The sequence below is a fragment of the Paenibacillus sp. NPDC057886 genome (genome assembly GCF_042796655.1).
Lineage (GTDB): Bacteria > Bacillota > Bacilli > Paenibacillales > Paenibacillaceae > Paenibacillus.
This window is the reverse complement of sequence record NZ_JBHVMZ010000008.1, coordinates 45,607-64,957: the sequence shown is the minus strand read 5'-3', so window position 1 is coordinate 64,957 and position 19,351 is coordinate 45,607. Positions and strand designations below refer to the sequence as shown.

General features: G+C 46.2%; 15 protein-coding genes and 2 tRNA genes. 13 read left to right on the top strand and 4 right to left on the bottom strand.

Annotated elements, in window-relative coordinates; all coding sequences use genetic code 11:
* Positions 1 to 52: 52 nt before the first annotated feature.
* Positions 53 to 1,450 carry an STM4012 family radical SAM protein gene (locus ACFVQB_RS25015; protein ID WP_379445773.1) on the top strand — a complete coding sequence of 466 codons (1,398 nt, stop codon included), beginning with the start codon at positions 53 to 55 and terminating at the stop codon, positions 1,448 to 1,450.
* Positions 1,447 to 2,310, top strand: a complete 864-nt coding sequence (locus tag ACFVQB_RS25010) for an STM4011 family radical SAM protein (protein WP_379445768.1) — start codon at positions 1,447 to 1,449, stop codon at positions 2,308 to 2,310. The genes ACFVQB_RS25015 and ACFVQB_RS25010 overlap by 4 nt, the downstream gene beginning before the upstream one ends.
* 111 nt (positions 2,311 to 2,421) lie before the next feature.
* Here ACFVQB_RS25010 and asnB read toward each other — a convergent pair whose 3' ends face one another.
* A complete protein-coding gene (gene asnB / locus ACFVQB_RS25005) occupies positions 2,422 to 4,266 on the bottom strand; it encodes an asparagine synthase (glutamine-hydrolyzing) (RefSeq protein ID WP_379445765.1) in 1,845 nt (614 codons plus the stop codon).
* 194 nt (positions 4,267 to 4,460) lie between these two features.
* On the opposite strand from asnB, the gene ACFVQB_RS25000 reads away from it, so the two are divergent.
* From ACFVQB_RS25000 to ACFVQB_RS24990, 3 genes are all read left to right on the top strand, one after another.
* A complete protein-coding gene (locus ACFVQB_RS25000; RefSeq protein WP_379445763.1) occupies positions 4,461 to 4,760 on the top strand; it encodes a hypothetical protein in 300 nt (99 codons plus the stop codon).
* 25 nt (positions 4,761 to 4,785) lie between these two features.
* The gene (locus tag ACFVQB_RS24995) at positions 4,786 to 5,142 is read left to right on the top strand and encodes a hypothetical protein (RefSeq protein ID WP_379445760.1); all 357 of its coding nucleotides are present in this window, start codon (positions 4,786 to 4,788) and stop codon (positions 5,140 to 5,142) included.
* Between the two features lie 91 nt (positions 5,143 to 5,233).
* Positions 5,234 to 5,362, top strand: coding sequence for a hypothetical protein (locus ACFVQB_RS24990; RefSeq protein ID WP_379445749.1), 129 nt, complete (start codon positions 5,234 to 5,236; stop codon positions 5,360 to 5,362).
* A 78-nt stretch (positions 5,363 to 5,440) separates the two neighbouring features.
* Here the strand turns inward: ACFVQB_RS24990 and ACFVQB_RS24985 are convergent, their stop codons facing one another.
* A complete protein-coding gene (locus tag ACFVQB_RS24985; RefSeq protein ID WP_053783120.1) occupies positions 5,441 to 5,734 on the bottom strand; it encodes a magnetosome magnetite crystal formation protein family in 294 nt (97 codons plus the stop codon).
* Positions 5,735 to 6,015: 281 nt separating this feature from the next.
* Here ACFVQB_RS24985 and ACFVQB_RS24980 point away from each other — a divergent pair.
* The 3 genes from ACFVQB_RS24980 (at position 6,016) to ACFVQB_RS24970 (ending at position 11,404) form a co-directional block, all read left to right on the top strand.
* Positions 6,016 to 6,089 (top strand) — tRNA-Arg (locus tag ACFVQB_RS24980).
* Positions 6,090 to 6,238: 149 nt separating this feature from the next.
* Positions 6,239 to 7,033, top strand: a complete 795-nt coding sequence (locus tag ACFVQB_RS24975) for a methyltransferase domain-containing protein (protein ID WP_379445733.1) — start codon at positions 6,239 to 6,241, stop codon at positions 7,031 to 7,033.
* Positions 7,034 to 7,414: 381 nt separating this feature from the next.
* Entirely contained in the window at positions 7,415 to 11,404 is a 3,990-nt protein-coding gene (locus ACFVQB_RS24970) for a S8 family serine peptidase (RefSeq protein WP_379445731.1), read from the top strand.
* Positions 11,405 to 11,647: 243 nt separating this feature from the next.
* On the opposite strand, the gene ACFVQB_RS24965 is transcribed toward ACFVQB_RS24970, so the two are convergent.
* Positions 11,648 to 12,880, bottom strand: a complete 1,233-nt coding sequence (locus ACFVQB_RS24965; RefSeq protein ID WP_379445724.1) for a CynX/NimT family MFS transporter — start codon at positions 12,878 to 12,880, stop codon at positions 11,648 to 11,650.
* A 288-nt stretch (positions 12,881 to 13,168) separates the two neighbouring features.
* Positions 13,169 to 13,242 (bottom strand) — tRNA-Arg (locus ACFVQB_RS24960).
* A 325-nt stretch (positions 13,243 to 13,567) separates the two neighbouring features.
* Here ACFVQB_RS24960 and ACFVQB_RS24955 point away from each other — a divergent pair.
* The 5 genes from ACFVQB_RS24955 to ispG all read left to right on the top strand — a co-directional run bounded on the left by ACFVQB_RS24955 (position 13,568) and on the right by ispG (position 19,341).
* Positions 13,568 to 14,410, top strand: a complete 843-nt coding sequence (locus ACFVQB_RS24955; protein WP_379446872.1) for a hypothetical protein — start codon at positions 13,568 to 13,570, stop codon at positions 14,408 to 14,410.
* Between the two features lie 135 nt (positions 14,411 to 14,545).
* Positions 14,546 to 15,886: a trigger factor gene (gene tig, locus ACFVQB_RS24950; protein ID WP_379445712.1), complete on the top strand. Its 1,341-nt coding sequence runs from the start codon at positions 14,546 to 14,548 to the stop codon at positions 15,884 to 15,886.
* A 377-nt stretch (positions 15,887 to 16,263) separates the two neighbouring features.
* Entirely contained in the window at positions 16,264 to 16,854 is a 591-nt protein-coding gene (gene clpP, locus ACFVQB_RS24945) for an ATP-dependent Clp endopeptidase proteolytic subunit ClpP (RefSeq protein ID WP_024633993.1), read from the top strand.
* 12 nt (positions 16,855 to 16,866) lie between these two features.
* Positions 16,867 to 18,120, top strand: coding sequence for an ATP-dependent protease ATP-binding subunit ClpX (gene clpX / locus ACFVQB_RS24940; protein ID WP_063566713.1), 1,254 nt, complete (start codon positions 16,867 to 16,869; stop codon positions 18,118 to 18,120).
* A gap of 123 nt (positions 18,121 to 18,243) precedes the next feature.
* Positions 18,244 to 19,341, top strand: coding sequence for a flavodoxin-dependent (E)-4-hydroxy-3-methylbut-2-enyl-diphosphate synthase (ispG, locus tag ACFVQB_RS24935; RefSeq protein WP_379445699.1), 1,098 nt, complete (start codon positions 18,244 to 18,246; stop codon positions 19,339 to 19,341).
* The last annotated feature ends 10 nt before the right edge of the window (positions 19,342 to 19,351 follow it).

Here is a 19,351-nt window from a genome sequence, read left to right as displayed (position 1 = left end):
ACAAATGGTTTATATCATGAACGATTACAAACCGGATACAGGGAGGAAACCGATGGACGATCAATCTCAACATACGACAGCAGGTCATTCCGCACAGTCCGGATCCAATAAAGCTACAGGTCTCAGAGAAGTGCTTGCTTTTCCCTATCGCTCTTATTTATATTCGTATCCCCACAAGACCGCATACCGGGAATTGAATCCGCCATTACCGCTCGGTCCGTTGTGGGAACGTGAGAATACCGATACGTATTTTTTATATATGCACATTCCGTTTTGTGCCGCTCGTTGCGGGTTTTGCAACCTGTTCACGTTACCGGATCGTCGTGATGACACCCATGTGCGTTATGTGGATGCACTGGAACGGCAAGCCAAGCAGTGGGCGCCACTCACATCACGCAGACCCTATTCGAGGTTTGCCATCGGTGGTGGGACACCCACTTTATTGAGTGAAATTCAGTTGAACCGCTTGTTTGATATTGCGGAACAGGTGATGGGGCTCGATCCGACGCAAGCTTCGATCTCGGTAGAAACGTCACCGGATACCGTGACTGAAGCCAAATTGGCGATCATGAAGGAGCGAAGCGTGGACCGGGTAAGCATGGGCATCCAAAGCTTTATCGAAGCTGAAGCGGCAGCCATTTACCGTCCGCAGAAACCACAGGAAGTGGAACGCGCGCTCGAGAAGCTTACGAGATTTGAATTTCCATTGTTGAATCTGGATCTGATCTATGGTCTGCCGGGACAAACGGTGGAATCGTGGCTATATTCGCTGGAACGCGTCCTTTCATATGAACCGGGTGAGATTTTCATTTATCCACTGTACACTCGCGAGAACACCATTGTGAAGCCGGATGATATTCAGCGTCAGGGACCGGATATTCGGATGGAGCTGTATAAGGCTGCGCGTGAGACTTTAAAAAGCAGGGGCTATGTACAGTATTCCATGCGCAGATTTGCCAAAGAACAATCTTCTTTTGCAAGCAAAGAGCTTCTACCCTACAGCTGCCAGGAAGAAGGTATGGTTGGTCTGGGATGTGGTGCACGTTCTTATACCAGTGAAGTACACTATGCTTCCAAATATGGTGTTAGTTATAAGGCTACACAGAGCATCATCGCTGATTATGCGGCAACCGAGCGTTATGATGTGGCCGATTACGGCATTATACTCAGCCGGGAAGAGCAGAAGCGCCGCTTTATTCTGAAAGCTCTGCTGCATCGGGAAGGTTTGGCGCTGTTGGATTATGATCAGCGATTCGGAACGGAAGTCATGTCTGACTACGGATGGTTGAGTGAATTGCTGTCAGAGGGCATGGCTGAGCTTGAGCAGGACGATAAGGGTAACCAGGTGCTGCGTCTGACAGAAGAGGGATTGGGCTACTCGGATGCCATTGGAGATTGGCTCATCTCCGCTGAGGTTCGTGAACAAATGGAAGGGTTTGTGTTCTCATGAGAGCAACCATGTATTATCGGGGGAAGCTGTCGTCCTGTAATTACGACTGCCCATACTGCCCGTTTAGCAAAACGGTAGATTCCAAGGAGACGCTGGAAGTGGATGAACAACAACTGCGACAATTTGTGAATTGGGTGAGGGATCAGGAGAGTGCTGGACATCAATTTTCGATTTTCTTTAACCCGTATGGAGAAGCTCTGGTAAGACGTTGGTATCGGGAAGCAATGATTGAACTATCTCATATGCCACATGTGGACAAAATTGCAGTCCAAACCAATCTGTCTATCAAACTGGACTGGGCCCGCGAATTGAACCGGGATAAAGCGGCATTCTGGGCGACTTATCACCCGCGTGAGACGAAGGAGTCTTCCTTCGTCAAACAATGTTTGACTTTACGTGAGATGGGACTTGCTTTTAGTGTGGGGACAGTTGGATTGCGCAGTGCATTCCCCGCTATTGAATCGATGAGGCAGGCTTTACCCGATGACGTGTATATGTGGATCAATGCTTTTAAAGATCGACCCAAATATTATAGCGTGGAAGAGGTCGACTTTTTACGATCCGTTGATCCACTGTTTGAAGGGAACCTCCGGGATTATGATAGTCTGGGCAAGCGCTGTTCCGCGGGTTCGGAGGTATTTTATGTGCAAGGGTCAGGGCATGTAAAAAGGTGTTACAAGGATCGCCGAATTATTGGGCATCTATACCGCGATGGTTTGGAAGCTTTGGCTGCGGATCGGCCGTGTGGCATGAAGAAGTGTGGCTGTTATATCGGTTATATTCATATGGAGGATTCTCCTTTCAGAGATATTTTTGGCAATGGATTGCTTGAACGTAATCCGGTTCTGATTAACCGATAGATATCGGTCAGCAAGTACTTTTAGTCGAGTATGACGAAGGGGTGCCTGATGAACAGCGATTATGCTGCTCATCGGCACCCCTTCTAAGAATGAAAAGATCAAGATCCTTATTTATCGAATGGCCACTTTGTACGTACGCAACCACGAGTTGATTTGTGTCAGATAAGCAAACAGCTGTGGACCTGACATTAACTGTCCAAACCAAGGTAGGTTCGATGAAGCATCCGGTGAGGAGGCTAATTTGCGAATTTGAGCCTTGTCGATTAAGGGTAAGATCGGTGAGCTTGCGTCATCCAGAATATCCAGCACCTGCTGTTTAACGGCAGCAAGATACTGCGGGTTATGTGTTTTTGGATACGGACTCTTTTTCCGGTACAACACATCGTCAGGCAGTACACCTTCCAGCGCTTTACGCAGAATGCCTTTTTCCCGTCCGCCTGTCATTTTCATGTCCCAAGGCACGTTAAACACATATTGAATCAAACGGTGATCACAGTAGGGTACCCGAACCTCAAGCCCTGCTCCCATACTCATCCGATCTTTTCGATCCAATAATGTAGGCATAAATCGGGTAATGTTCAGATAGGACATGACTCGCATTTGGGCTGCCTTACCGGTCTCTCCATCGAGTAAAGGTACTTCAGCCACAGCATCCGAGTAGCGGTCCGCGAGATAGTCGAGTGGTCTGATCCATTCCCGAATTTCCGGGGATAACAATCCGGCTCGCATGTCAGGCGCAACAGACCATGGGAATGTACCGGAGTTCAGCATCTCTTCCCGATGGAACCAGGGATAACCGCCAAATACTTCATCCGCTGCCTCGCCTGAAATGGCAACGGTGGCTCCTTTTTTAATTTCTTTACAGAACAGATAGAGAGAGGAATCTACATCCGCCATACCCGGTAAATCCCTTACGAGCATCGCCTGGGTCAGTGCATGAACCAGTTCTCCGTTTTCAATCTCGATCCAGTGATGATCTGTCTTCAGTTCATCCACCATACGCTTAATCCAGGGACCATCTGCACCAGGCTGGAAGGAATGGGCCTGAAAATGCTTTGCATTGTCCACATAGTCGACAGAATACGTGCTGACCTGACCTTGACCTGTACGGTTGTAATAATCCACAGCTAGCGCAGATAGAGCACTTGAATCCAGTCCCCCCGATAAAAGGGAGCAAACTGGAACGTCTGAAGCCAATTGGCGTTCTAATGTATCCTGCAACAGTCTGCGTACTTCGGCAGCTGTCTCTTCCAGATTATGTTCGTGATTCTGACTTTCCAGCTTCCAGTAAGCATAGGTTTTAATACCGTTTCGGTTGTAAATAAGCGCATGTGCAGGCTTGAGCTCGTTAAGGGAGGAGTATACGCCGTGTCCAGGTGTCCGGGCAGGACCGACAATAAATACTTCTGCCAAACCTTCAGGGCCAACCGCAGCTTCAACATCCGGGTGGATGAGCAGTGCTTTGGGTTCTGAGCCAAATACGAGTGCATCCTTTGCATGACTGTAGAACAGGGGTTTAACGCCCAGCCGATCACGGGCGATAAAAACCTGTTCGCGTCCGCCATCCCATATGGCAAAAGCAAAAATTCCGTTAAACCGGTCAACGCAGGCCGGTCCCCACTCAATATAAGAGGCGAGCAGCACTTCCGTATCACATTGTGTGCGGAAATGGTGTCCACGTTGGAGCAATTCCTTTTTCAACTCGGGTGCATTGTATAGTTCTCCGTTATACACGACGGTATAGGAGGTGTCTCCCTGTAACGCATGCATGGGCTGTGCCCCGTTCTCCGGGTCCATAACGCTGAGACGTCGATGTCCGAACGCACAAGGATTGGAGATCCATGTACCTGAAGCGTCGGGCCCCCGGTTCGACAAGCTGTCCGTCATCCGGACCAGCAGCTCTGATTCCTGGGTCAAATCCCGATTCCACTGTATGAAGCCGGTTATACCGCACATGGTTGTTCATCCTTTCTTAGTCGAGTCATTCATCCGTATGGCTGCTTGAGTCACTAACAGCCAGCAAATGTTGTCTTTTTCGTCAGAAGTCGTAACAAATATATGCCGAAAGCAGGCATAAAATGTCTGTCCTCTTCGGAAACTAGTTCTAGGGACAACGGCCTCAACATGCCTGTGAAGGAGAGAACTTGCAAATGGACAGTATGACCTATTATGTATCTGTCATGGGGCGCTCCGTTATTCCGGACCCGCACGTAACGTCTTATGAATGGGTGATCCAGGCGACGCCTCAGGAGGCGGAACAATTACTGGGACTGCTTAATCTGATGCAGGAAAAAGAGGAAGAGGCCTTTCCAGGAATGGTATTCCCCTGGCCGGATACGCCGGAGGAGTCTGTAAACCGTGCATATGAAGCTGTATTACAGCAGGTGTATCGGGAAATTTATCGCTTGGGAACACTAGAGACCCGATACCAGATCGAACAAAGTACATGAAATGGACAAAGGAGCGCGATAACAAATGTATGCCATTCAGGATGCCAAAATACGCAGATTAACCGAAGTGGATGGATTGTCTTGTGCAGAAGTTGAGGTACAGCCTGGAAATACAGGGGATCCGTCTTTGCTTGTATACGTTGCGGCTACCCAGCCGGGGAATTCGCTTGAAGTCGTTCGAATTGTACGCAATCATTCGGATGCAGTTCTAGATTGGTACAATAACAATATGCACACAGCGTTTGAAGACGCTACGGAAACGGCGTTTGAGAACAGCGAAGGCATTACAGCAGGAGAAGATAAAGCGCAGTTTCAGAGTGAGCTTCTTGCCTTCGGATTACTGGGGCCGACGCTTCAGCGCTATTTGGTGGGACAAGGTTAAGGTGAACGTTCCAACAAATGCCGATAGACGCAAAGGATAAGCGAAATTACCCGGAGCCATACTAAAGGCAAGTTCCGGGGAGGTGACAGCAATGGCTTCCAAGTTCAAGAAAAATAAAGGGAACCTTTATGCGCATCATACCGAGTTTGCCGAGGAAGTGCTCGCCATTAACAGGAAGCATCCTACCCTGAGATATCCGTGGCGTCAGGGAAACAAGTAACCGGAATGCAGAAACCCGCCCTTCTTCTGAAAGGCGGGTTTTTGAATGTTTAATTTAACTTGATGGTGAAACTTGTGGTCAGGCATATTCACGCAGCACCTGAATACCTTTGACGATATTGTATACAAAACTCAATGCATAAATGACAAAGAACAGAATTACAAATCCGACAGCGGAACCGAGACTGTGGGCGGTAACAAAGAAATAGAGTAGCGGGATTGCCGCAAGAAACGGGAATATATGCGAGAATAAGGCCCTTTTAGCGTGTCCCTCAATATAGTTGTCTTTGGCCACAATCCAAATAATGATGGGAAACAGGAACGGAGCAAAGAAAATACTAAAATAGGATAATGCGGATAAAAGTTGTCTCATAGCGTTTCTCTCCTTTATCTGTTCAATGAGATGTATGTATGCAAAAGATTACCCAGCAATACTCATCATGAATATAGTCAGCCTATTTTCTATATGCATCTGAGCTAATATCCTCAATATTGCCTGCTAAAAGCATTCATATTCTGTCCATGTGTTGAGTATGAGAATATTACGTCCAAGTCATGTGGAAAGATGCAATTATTAATTTTTTTATAAAAACTATTGAAAAATATAGAATTCAGAGTATAATAGGAATCGCGCCGTATTTTTTATACATATTTGTCTCAGTAGCTCAGCAGGATAGAGCAACGGCCTTCTAAGCCGTCGGTCGGGGGTTCGAATCCCTCCTGGGACGTCAGAAAAAGCTTCCTTCGGGAAGCTTTTTTGCGTACAGGGGAAGAGAAACCCAAAGGTTCGTCCGATTTATAGGTATAACCTATCAAATGTATAGAATTTATATATTTAAATAATAAACCGTCTTGTGACACAATGAAGATATCAATTATGAAAGCGACGGTGGTATCCATGCAATCAATGAATCAATGGCAAGCGGATGAGTACGACAACAAACTGGCTTTTGTATCGGGTTACGGTAAAAGTTTAATCTCATGGCTTCAACCTCAAAAAGGGGAGTATATCCTTGACTTGGGATGCGGGACGGGGGATTTGACGTACGAAATTTCTGTAGTGCAGGCTGAGGTGGTTGGCATGGATGCATCACCGGACATGATTCGTCGTGCAAGAGAGAAGTTTCCCGATATCGAGTTCATGGAGGGTGACGGGCATCAGTTTGAGACGAACAAGCTCTATGATGCCGTTTTTTCCAATGCAGCTCTGCATTGGATGCGAAGTCCGCGACTTGTAGTGGATAGCATATGGAAATCTTTGAAGCCTGGTGGACGTTTTGTGGCGGAGTTCGGTGGCAAAGGAAATGTGCAGATCATTGTAAATGCATTAGAGGAAGTGCTTGAACGACACACTGGTATTTGTGGATCAGAGCGCAACCCTTGGTATTTCCCGACGATCGGGCAATATAGCAACATTTTGGAACAATGCGGATTTTTGGTTCGACAGGCCTACCACTATGACCGTCCTACCAGACTGGCAGATGGTGAACAGGGTATAGAGGGCTGGTTGGCTCATTTTGGAGGGGACTATTTTGATGGTTTGAGTCAGGAGCAAATTCAGGAAATCTGTCGTGAAACTAGCCAAATCGTTGTGCCGAAGCTCTGGAAAGAAGATGCAATCTATGCCGATTATAAGCGTCTTCGAATTGAAGCTGTGAAGCCGGGAAGCTAAAAAATCAAAAGATGTGTCTTTGTTAAATGAATTAACAGAATATTTTTCATGAAATCCATCGATCACATATAGGCTGGGAATCTCTTTCAGAATGAAGAGGTTCTTGGCCTTTTTTCCTATACTGCATTTAAAAATTGAAATATTCAATCGACAAATAAATACAATTTCACACTTTCTCTTACTCAAGAACCATATAAGTAATTTTTATATCATATTTGTAATTATTTAGAAGGAAAATGTGTTATTTTAGTAGAATAATTTACCAAGGGTCAATCTTCTTGCAGATAGGGCGGTGAGTTGTCACAGGTATTGCAGTACTTGTCATAGCAGGACCCAAGCGATTGGTGAGGTACTTTCATATTGAGAAGGAGGGGCATAGCCTTGAATAAACGATTGATATCCATATTGTTAAGTATTCTAATGACTTTTTCTATCATCATGCCAGCGGCCGGAGCCGCTCCTGTAGGTGTTCAGCTTGAGAACTCGCTAAGCAAGGCCGAAGCCACACAATGGAGAGAAATTCTTGCCCAGCGAGAAGGAAAGCTTGCAGCAGATCCATTTTTGGACAAGAGCCTAGAAGGTCTTGGGGGAGAGAAAACAAGAGTAATTGTTGAGCTCTCCAATAAACCAGTTGCTGTTGCGCAAGGCGAATCTACCCTCTCAGGAAAATCTTTTACCTCCTCTATGGAAACAAAGGCTGTGACTCAAGTCGAGCAACAACAACAGTCATTTGTACATAGCCTCACTCAGAATAAAATCAAACACGAAGTATTGGAAAATTACGCATATGCTCTGAATGGTGTAGCCATCGAACTTAAGGGCAATCAATTGGGACAGTTGCTTCGCATACCGGGCGTTGTCAGTGTATACCCTGACCTTGAAATTACCGTAGCCCCGGAAACTGATGAAGTGAATCCTTATATGAAAGATACAGCACCATTTATTGGCGCCCCTGAAGTATGGAATCTGGGATACAAAGGAAAAGGCGTAAAAGTTGGTGTTATTGATACAGGAATTGATTATGAGCATCCTAATTTGCAAGATGCCTACAAAGGTGGATGGGATTTCGTTGGAAATGACAATGATCCTTACGAAACAACGCATGAAGAGTGGAAGGTTTCTGGTCAACCGGAATTCAATGAAACCGGAAGCGCCTATTACACTTCCCATGGTACTCACGTAGCGGGTACAATTGCTGCTCGTGAAGCAGGGGATTACGGCATTGTCGGAGTTGCACCAGAAGCCGATATATATGCCTATCGTGTTCTTGGACCCTATGGCAGTGGACAAACCTCATGGGTACTAGGGGGGATTGATCGTTCCGTTGCTGATGGTATGGACGTGATCAATCTCTCGCTGGGTAACGCTGCCAATGATCCAAGTTATATTACCTCGGTTGCTCTTAATAATGCCATGTTGTCTGGCGTGACAGCTGTTGTGGCGAGTGGTAACAATGGCCCTAACCGTTACACATTGGGCTCTCCAGGGGCATCGGCTATGGCAATTACTGTAGGTAACTCCACAGGTCCTAGCCAAAGCATTACTGCCAACACTCATTTCTGGATTGGTGAGGAAGGTGAAGGTACGCTTCCTGAAGAACAACCTGTCCCTGAAGTTGAGCCATCTCCTGAGCTGGGAGCAGCACCGGGAACGGATACTCCTGAAGTTCCGGCTCAAGGCGAACCATCAACCACACCGGAAGGTGCGACAGGGGAAGAAGCTTCATCAACAAACGAAGCTGCATTGTCTGGATCAGCGACTGCAGATGCTACAGCACTAGATGTGGGAGACAGCCAATCAGTAGAGGGTGTTCAACCAATCTCGCCTTCTGCGCCGATCGAAACATCTTCAGAAGTTGCACCTGTGAAAGAAGCGCCTGCAGTTGCTCCAACTGAAACGGAGCAAAATCCACTGGCTGTTACTGAGTCGGTGTACCGCCTTGATGTGATGGGCTGGAGTCTTTCAGCAGATCCGGAATCTGTTTTGACGGATCAATATGATCTTGTATTTGCAGGGTTGGGTAAACCGACCGACTTTGAAGGCAAGGATTTTACAGGCAAAGTGGCTTTTGTACAGCGCGGCGAGCTGGCATTTGTGGAGAAAGTAGCCAATGCCAAAGCTGCTGGCGCAGTTGCTATTATCGTATACAACAATATTCCAGGTCCGATCGGTGTGAGTTTGGGAGATAATTTTGAACGTATTCCAACCTTGAGCATGTCGAAGGAAGATGGAGAAAGTATCAAAGCTGAGCTGGATGCCGGTCAAAGCGTTGAAGTGAGCTTCAGTGACTTCGTTAAAGGCCAAACGGCTGGCGATGAAATGAATGCATCCAGTTCCCGCGGACCAGCCAAGGTGACTCTGGATATCAAACCGGATGTGGTTGCACCGGGTACCAGCATTCTGTCTACTGTTCCTGCCTATGGAAAGGACGAACCTGGAGCAGATTATTCACAGGCTTACGATCGTAAATCAGGTACAAGTATGGCTACACCTCATGTTGCCGGACTGGTTGCCCTGTTGATTGAGAAGCACAGTGACTGGACACCATTTGATATTAAAGTGGCACTCATGAACAATGGTAAAGTGCTCGACTCGACAAAATACGATGTGTTTGATCAAGGTGCAGGACGTATTCAAGCAGTGAAAACAATTGATCCTGCTGCATTTGTTAAAGTATTGGATGTAACGAAATACACAGAGAATGGGACGGTTGTTGAGAAGCCTAATGTTACAGGTAGTGTCAATTTCGGCAACTTCCTGAGCACGGACGAAAAAACCGTCAGCAAAACGATCAAAGTGGAGTCGCTGAATGGCAGCGGTGGAAACTACACTGTAAACGTGAATCCAACACGTACGGTACCTGGCGTATCGGTAGCGGTGGACAAGAGCTCTTTTACACTGAATGGTGAGGAAGAGTTGCAGGTTACCATTACAGTTCCAAAAGGTGTTACTGCGGTAACAGAAGCCCAAGGATACCTTCAATTGTCCAATGGAACAAACACATTTACGGTTCCATATGTCGCACATTTCAATCTTACCCTGGCAGGCGTTAAATACATTGAGACTGTAAAAGGCACAGAGAAGAACCCGTTCCATTACCCATTGAAGACTGATGGTACGCTGGATACACTTAATGTAGCTATGGAATTCTACAATCCGATGAATTTTGCGCTTATTGAAATCTTCGATGGCCTTAACCCGGAGGGGGGTTATTATGGAGATGGATATATTGGATCTATTTTTGGCAACTACTACAATTTCGCTGCCAACACAAGATATAATCTGGCTTGGGATGGACAGTATGCAGACTACACTACCGACGAGGTAACTGTAATTCCGGATGGTCTTTATACGGTTGATATCACTACACTCGGTGTTGATGGCAAAACGTATAAAGAAGATACCTCTCCATTTTTGGTGAAAAAAGCAGCTCCGGTTGTCACAGCGCCAGAAAAACTGGAATTCAAGCAAGATGAATCTGCCGTCATTAATGGTAGCGTAGATGATTTGTACTTCCGTGTCGCCCCTGCGGTCAGAGACGGTTGGAACATTGAGTTTGATGCGGCGGCTTCCTTGGAAGCAACATACATCGTGAAAAAAGCGGATGGTTCCATTTATAAAGAGGGTGCCTTTGGAATACAATCGGATGGCAGTTTCAGTCTTCCTTTGGAGGCCATCCAAGCAGGCGAATATGTCGTTGAACTTACGGTAAAAGACCAACAGGGGCTTTCTGGTAAGGTTACTACGGCACTAAGTTTGAAATCCACGGAGACCGAGCCGGAAACTCCAGCTGTCAAAGCGCCTGGAACGCCTGTGTTGTCTCACAATAACGGGGGTGTTAATGGCCTGATTGAAGGATCATATACTGTTTCCATGAACTTGTGGTGGGGCGAGAACGCCACCAGCTACAAACTATATGAAGACGGGGTTTTGATTGATACGCAGAAGTTGACCTACAATGCGCCTCTGGCACAGTTTGCTCAAACGAAGATTACAGGTAAAACTAACGGCACTTATACGTACGTGGCTGAGCTAATTAACGACAAGGGCACCACGCGGAGTCAGACGCTGACTGTCCGGGTTACCAATGCATCGCCAGGCAAAGCAGTTCTCTCTCAGGATAACTGGGATGGAGACGGCAATTATAAGGTTACTATGAACTTGTGGTGGGGAACCAATGCCACCGAGTACCGCCTCTACGAAAATGATAAGTTGATCGACACCCAAGCACTTCATGCGGTTACGCCTAATGCGCAAAGCGCTGTAACTTCGCTGTCTGGACGCACTTCAGGCACGTATACGTACCGGGCGGAGTTACTCAACGCAGCTGGTGTGACCAGCACGGACAAGATCACGGTAAAGGTGAAATAAGCTCTTCGGCACTAATTTATTGAAGGAATTGTTTTTCGCATAAGCGGTCTTCATCCTGATTTCGCGGGATGGAGGCCGTTTTATTTTGTTTTTTTCTGCTGCGGGAATGGAATAGCGCAACCGTGGTCCTGTTAGTTGTAAATTGAATATAGTTCGCATGAAAGTCCGTGAATAATAAAACGCTCCCCTTACAGGGACAGGTTTATTAGCCTGTCACACCTCATAAGGGGAGCGTAAATTAATCTAACCGATCACTCGATTCTTGCTGGCTGTTATACCTGCGATCAGTAGTACAATGGCAAGGAGAACCTGTACCAGCAATGGAAGGGTCCATCCTTTTGTCCAATCATGTAGCACGCCGAACAGCAAAGGTCCGATGGCCGCCAGCATGTACCCAAAGGATTGAGCCATACCTGAAAGTCCCGCAGCCTGTCTTGCATCGGACGTACGCAGTACAAAAAACATGGTTACAAGTCCGAACGAAGCCCCAGCTCCAACGCCAGCCAAAGCAACACCGACGGTTACGAGAGAGGAAATACCACTTAAAAGGAATGCGTATCCCAGAATCAGACATGAGCCTGTGATTGCTGTCAGCACACGTTGATCTTTCATTCGTCCAGCTAGAATGGGGACGATGAACGTTACCGGAACACTAACCATTTGCATCAAGGATAACATCCAGCCCGCTGAAGAGGAACTAAAACCCTGATCAGATAGAACCTCGGGCAGCCAGGTAATTGTAGTGTAAAAAATTAAAGATTGCAGTCCCATGAACAATGTGACATGCCAGGCTAAGGAAGATGTAATAAGACGAACCGACTTCGCTTCCGTTCTCGAAGCCACGTAAACTTCGCCGCGACGTCCAGAACGGACGTGAGGCAGCCACAGAATCAGGGCCAGAATGGACAGTATAGCCCACATGCCCAGTGAAACGTGCCATCCCATGGAGGTTAAGCCTGCCGCGGGAACGCTGATTCCTGAGGCAATAGCGCCCCATATATTCATGGACACGGAATAGAGGCCGGTAACGAGTCCCACTCGCAATGGGAAATCCCGCTTGATCAGACTAGGCAGCAATACGTTGCTCAGGGCAATGCCACATCCGAGAATCGCTGTTCCTGCGAAGAGAACGGAAACAGAGGGCATAAACCGGAGGCCTACACCTATGGTCACGAGAATTATGGCAGTTAACAGAGCGGTTTCCAGTCCGAATCTTCGCGCCAGTTGTGGGGCGAACGGAGAGATTGCCGCAAAGGCAAGCAAAGGAAGAGAGGTAAGCAAGCCTGCCATTGTATGACTTATTCCTGTATCTGTACGGATCAGTTCCACAATTGGACCTGTTGCCGTAATAGGTGAACGCATTGTCGCTGCGATAACGATAATGCCTGCCAGCAAGAGTCCAAGTTTCATGGATGCTGACGATGAATTATCGACTGTAGAGCGGTCAGGTGAGTTTTGATGTAAAGATGATGGCATGGTAAATCTCCTATGGTTTATTTGTCTAATATGTATACATTGATACATACATATACACAAACAAGCATAACATCCCGTGTCAACATCAGATAATGAACGTATCCAATCATCCCCAGAACGCAGAAAAAGCTTCCCGAAGGAAGCTTTTTTTAATACGTCCCAGGAGGGATACTCTCCTTGCAGTCGAGACTGCGAAGTTGTGCTCCCGAAGCTTAGGCTCCGACGAACCATTGGGGTTCTCATCCCTAGAACGCAAAAAAACTTCCCGAAGGAAGCTTTTCTTTAATACGTCCCAGGAGGGATTCGAACCCCCGACCGACGCCTTAGAAGGGCGTTGCTCTATCCAGCTGAGCTACTGAGACATGAAATTTTTCAAGCAAAATTGATTTTATCATAAATAATGATGAATATCAAACATTTTATTTTAAACTATTTTCCGTATATGATATTTGGCGGCGGTAACGTTTTTTTCATTATGATTAAGGTTATGTTAGAATATCAGAAGAACTCAAAAAATAGATCGACTTTCGTTTAATATACATCTATTTATGGTTGATTGCGACTGGAGATTCAGGATACAGAGGAGGTGCTCCTATTAAGGAATCCACGACCCCGGAAACCGAGCACAGTAACAATATCGTGCTGTTTCCTAAGACGCTGGACTATTACCAGATTCAATTGACGGTTATGCTAGAAAATGAACGATATGGTGAAGCGATGGACCTGCTTCGCTTTTTGCTTCAATGCCAAGGGCAGGAAGAACGACATTACGACGAATGGCGAGCCTTGCTCGAATGGCTTGAAGCTGCATTCCCTCATTATGGGGAAGATTTACCCGAGATTCGTGAAGAGCGTGAAGAAGAGGAAATCAGTGAAGAGGACATGGCACGCCAACATGCCCGTTCCAAGCTTGAGCAGGATGACGGCTATGCGGATAAACTGCTTCGTACCGTGATGGAAGAACCTTTATCTGAACAAACGATGCTGGCGCTGGAGCAGCTTGCGTATCTCGATCGGCCAGAAATTGATGATTCGCTTACCGGTTGGCTCAAAGACAAGACACTGCATCCTTTGCTTCAGTTCCGTGTGCTTCAGACATTACGTCGCCGAGGTGTTCAAGGCATTATTGCGTTTACTCGTGGGGAAGAGCCGGTTGAAGTGGAGATTGATACCGTTCCGCTTAGACCTGAGGATTTCCCGATTCAGATTGTTCAGATTCTTGAAAGAGTGGCAGATCAGACGGAGGTTCATGAACCTACGCTCTTTTATTTTGCACAAGAACTGTGGATTCAATATGTCATGGCCGTGTACGGAACCCGTGATTACATGTCCATGCTTGAAGAAAATGATTCCATGACAGATATATGGGGAGCTGCTCTACATATGACCGTTGCAGACAGTCTGGGCGGTTCGCATGACGAGGAAGATACTCGCTCAATGTATGCTGTGACAGGGGCGATGCGCTTTCGTCTGGAGCAAGCATATCGATCAATGAAGCAGTTTGTTTCTGCTGGTTTGGATGGTCAATAGGACCCGGAAACGTTTTCCTCAAACCGTATCAAGGGATTCCCCTTGAAAAAGAATCTAATCTTGTTTATACTAAAATGGTTATTTTGTACGTGATTGCCTACGTGAACATGCGAATTTTGGAGGGGAAAGTATACAATGAAAGCAACTTGGGAAAAGATAGAGAAGAACCTTGGGGTTCTTGAGGTTGAAGTGGGTGCAGATCGTGTAACTGCAGCACTCGACAAAGCTTTTAATAAAGTAGTTAAACAAGCAAACGTACCTGGATTCCGTAAAGGTAAAGTTCCACGTTCGATCTTTGAAGCTCGTTTCGGTGTAGAAAGCCTATATCAAGAAGCAATTGACATTTTGCTTCCTGAAGCTTACACAGAAGCAATCGACCAAACGGATATCTTCCCGGTTGATCGCCCTGATGTAGATGTGGAACAATTCGCTAAAGGACAAGTATTCAAGTTCAAAGCGAAAGTAACCGTTAAACCTGAAGTTACACTGGGTGACTACAAAGGCGTTGAAGTTGCTGTAGCCAAACATGAAGTAACGGATGTAGAAGTGACTGAAGAGCTCGAGCGTCTTCAACAACGTCACGCTGAACTCGTTGTTATCGACGAAGGTTCTGCACAAAACGGCGATGTTGCTGTAATCGACTTTGACGGTTCTGTTGATGGTGTACCGTTCGAAGGCGGACAAGCTGAGCGTTATTCCCTGGAACTTGGTTCCAACACGTTCATCCCAGGATTTGAAGAGCAGGTTGTGGGTCTTTCCACTGGCGACTTCAAAGACGTTGAAGTAACTTTCCCAGAGAGCTACCATGCAGCTGAACTGGCTGGCAAAAAAGCGGTATTCAAAGTGAAAGTACATGAACTCAAACGTAAACAACTTCCTGAACTGGATGACGAGTTTGCTAAAGATGTTAGTGAATTCGAGACGCTTGAAGAGTACAAAGCTGACCTGAAAACGCAATTGGAATCCCGTAAAGCAGATGAAGCCAAAGCAGCTCAAGAAAATGCTGTTGTAGAAAAAGTGGCTGAAAATGCTGAAGTGGACATTCCTTCTGCAATGGTGGACAGCGAAGTACAAAACATGATGCGTGATTTCGACAACCGTCTGCGCAACCAAGGTATGAACCTGGAAATGTTCCTGAGCTTCTCCGGTCAAACACAAGCTGACCTGAGAGGACAAATGCAGGAAGATGCTTCCAAACGTGTTCGCAACAACTTGGTTCTTGAAGCAGTTGGTAAAGCGGAAAACATCGAAGTGTCTGACGAAGAAGTTAACCAAGAACTCGAAAAAATGGCTGAGTCTTACAAGCGTCCTGCTGAAGAGATTCGTGGCATTCTCGAGGGTAATGGTTCCCTGGACAGCCTTCGTGATGAAGTGAAACTGCGTAAAACGATCGATGTTCTCGTTGAGAACAGCAAAGTCGTTGAAGCTGTTGAAGCTCCAGCTGAAGAAGTTGCTGCAGAAGCTGACGAAAAATAAAACAAGCTGTTATGTAATGAACAGCTGAATAAACGATAAGGCACGTGAATCATTGCGTGCCTTATTTTTAAATTATGGCATCCATTTTATAGAGGATTCAGTAATAATATGGATGGGATTTTTTTGCGGCATGGGTTATGCATATTCAACGTCCTATGGTTCTCCTGCAAATAAAAAAAGGTGAAACGGCATAGGATTGCTCCGATTTGCACATACATAGAAAACATGGTTAAATATGATCAGGCAAAAAAGTAAACTCACTCCGTCTTGACACCACTTGTGAAAAATGACATTGTCACAGGAACGTGTTAGAATGAATTTGGGTTTGCTTTACAGGTAGCCTATGTCTAATTACATGTAGAAAAGAGGTTGGTCTCATGAGTCTGGTGCCAATGGTTGTTGAACAAACCAATCGAGGCGAGCGGTCTTACGATATATATTCGCGTTTGCTGAAGGATCGCATTATCTTTTTAACCAGTGCGATTGATGACGATGTAGCCAATCTTGTCATAGCGCAGCTTTTGTTTTTGGCAGCCGACGATCCTGAGAAGGATATCAGCTTGTACATTAATTCACCTGGTGGTTCTGTCACCGCAGGGATGGGTATATACGATACGATGCAATATATCAAGCCGGATGTATCGACCATTTGCGTAGGTATGGCAGCAAGCATGGGCTCGTTATTGCTGACAGCCGGTGCTCCTGGCAAACGATATGCGCTGACTAACAGCGAAGTGATGATTCATCAGCCGCTTGGCGGCGTTCAAGGACAGGCTGCGGATATCAAAATTCACGCAGAATGGATTATTAAAACACGTCAGAAACTGAATCAAATATACGTCGATCGTACAGGTCAACCCCTTGAGAAAATCGAGCGGGACACAGACCGTGACTTTTTCATGAGTGCTGAAGAAGCCAAAACGTACGGCATTATTGACCAGGTGCTCAGCAGACCGATCAATTCCTAAAGGGGTGGTTTCATGTTTAAATTTAACGATGAGAAAGGGCAATTGAAATGCTCTTTTTGCGGTAAATCTCAGGAACAGGTGCGCAAGCTGGTCGCTGGACCAGGCGTTTACATTTGTGATGAATGTATCGAACTGTGCACTGAAATCGTAGAGGAAGAGCTCGGTCATGACGAAGAACTGGACCTCAAAGATATTCCAAAACCGAAAGAAATCCGCGACATTCTTGACCAGTACGTCATTGGACAGGATCAGGCGAAGAAGTCTTTGTCTGTAGCGGTTTATAACCACTACAAACGGATCAACACACAAAGCAAGATTGAGGACGTTGAATTGCAAAAAAGTAACATTTTGCTGTTAGGACCTACGGGTTCTGGTAAAACGTTGCTTGCGCAAACGATGGCTAAAATCCTTAATGTTCCTTTTGCTATTGCTGATGCAACTTCATTGACGGAAGCAGGTTATGTCGGCGAGGATGTAGAGAACATTCTGCTCAAGCTGATTCAAGCTGCTGATTATGATGTGGAAAAAGCAGAGCGCGGCATTATTTATATCGATGAAATTGATAAAGTAGCGCGTAAATCCGAGAACCCATCCATTACACGTGATGTATCGGGTGAAGGTGTTCAACAGGCGCTCCTGAAAATTCTGGAAGGAACTGTAGCTTCTGTACCACCACAAGGTGGTCGTAAGCACCCTCATCAGGAATTCATCCAGATTGATACCACCAACATCTTGTTCATTTGCGGCGGTGCCTTCGATGGTCTCGAGCAAATGATCAAACGCCGGATCGGTAAAAAAGTCATCGGCTTTAACACCGTTGCGGAACAAAAAGATCTTAAACCAGGTGAATATCTGGGTATGGTATTGCCGGAAGATTTGCTGAAATTTGGTCTGATTCCGGAGTTTGTAGGCCGTTTGCCAGTCATCTCCACTTTGGAGCCACTGGACGAGGACACACTGGTACGGATTCTTTCCGAGCCCAAAAATGCGCTTACGAAACAGTACCAAAAACTGCTTGAGCTGGATAATGTGAATCTGGTGTTCGAACCAGGAGCATTGCTTGCGATTGCGAAAGAAGCCATCAAACGTAACACAGGTGCACGTGGACTGCGCGCAATTATCGAGGGCATTATGCTTGAGATCATGTACGAAGTGCCTTCCCGTGATGATGTTACGAACTGTGTCATTACCGAAGAGGTCGTTGAGAAGAGAGTCGTGCCTGAACTGAGCCAATCCAAGGACGACAAGCAGGAAGAAAGTGCCTAACTAAAGGTGAATATTCCGTTTCAACACTGAAATATAGACTTGTCAGTTCTCCACTCCTGGCAGAAGGCGAATTCATGTCTCTGTCAGGGTGGAGCTTTGACGTTGTGGGGAGAGAAATCACTCATGTTTTTAAGACAGGATACACGACCCGTAAAAGTGGGAAACTTAACGATTGGTGGCAGCAACGAAGTCATTATTCAGAGTATGTGTACAACCAAAACGGCAGACGTTGAAGCGACAGTTGCGGAGATTTTGCGACTGGAAGAAGCCGGATGCCAAGTGGTGCGTGTAACGGTAAATAATGAAGAAGCTGCCGCAGCTATCAAGGAAATCAAAAAACGGATTCATATTCCGCTTGTAGCGGATATCCATTTTAATTATAAACTGGCACTCCTTGCGATTGAGAACGGCATTGATAAAGTACGGATTAATCCCGGCAATATCGGTAAACGTGCCAAAGTAGAGGAAGTCGTCAAAGCTTGTAAAGATAAAGGTATTCCGATTCGGATCGGGGTAAACGCAGGTTCTCTGGAAAACCATTTGCTCGAAAAATACGGTTATCCAACAGCTGATGCTATGGTAGAAAGTGCACTTTATCACATTGGTATTTTGGAAGAATTGGATTTCCACGATATTATCGTGTCTCTCAAAGCATCGGATGTACCGATGGCGATTGAAGCCTATACCAAAGCAGCTCAAATCATTAAGTATCCTTTGCACCTGGGGATTACCGAGGCGGGTACGTTATTCTCCGGTACAATTAAAAGTTCTGCCGGCATGGGTGCCTTGTTATCGATGGGCATTGGTTCGACGATGAGGATATCGCTTAGTGCGGACCCGGTCGAAGAAATCAAGGTTGCTCGTGACCTGCTCAAAACCTTTGGATTGATTTCGAATGCAGCTACGTTGATTTCCTGCCCGACCTGTGGCCGTTTGGATATCGATCTGTTCTCCATTGCAAATGAAGTGGAAGAGTATATCTCCAAGCTCAAGGTGCCGATCAAAGTATCGGTGTTGGGTTGTGCCGTTAACGGTCCGGGTGAAGCGAAGGAAGCGGATATCGGTATTGCCGGTGCACGCGGAGAAGGCTTGTTATTCCGTCATGGTAAAATGATCCGTAAAGTGCCGGAAGAAATCATGGTTGAGGAATTGAAAAAAGAGATCGACAAAATCGTGGAGTCCTATGAAACGACAGGAGTTATTCCTGGCCGCTCGCACTGATTGATTTATA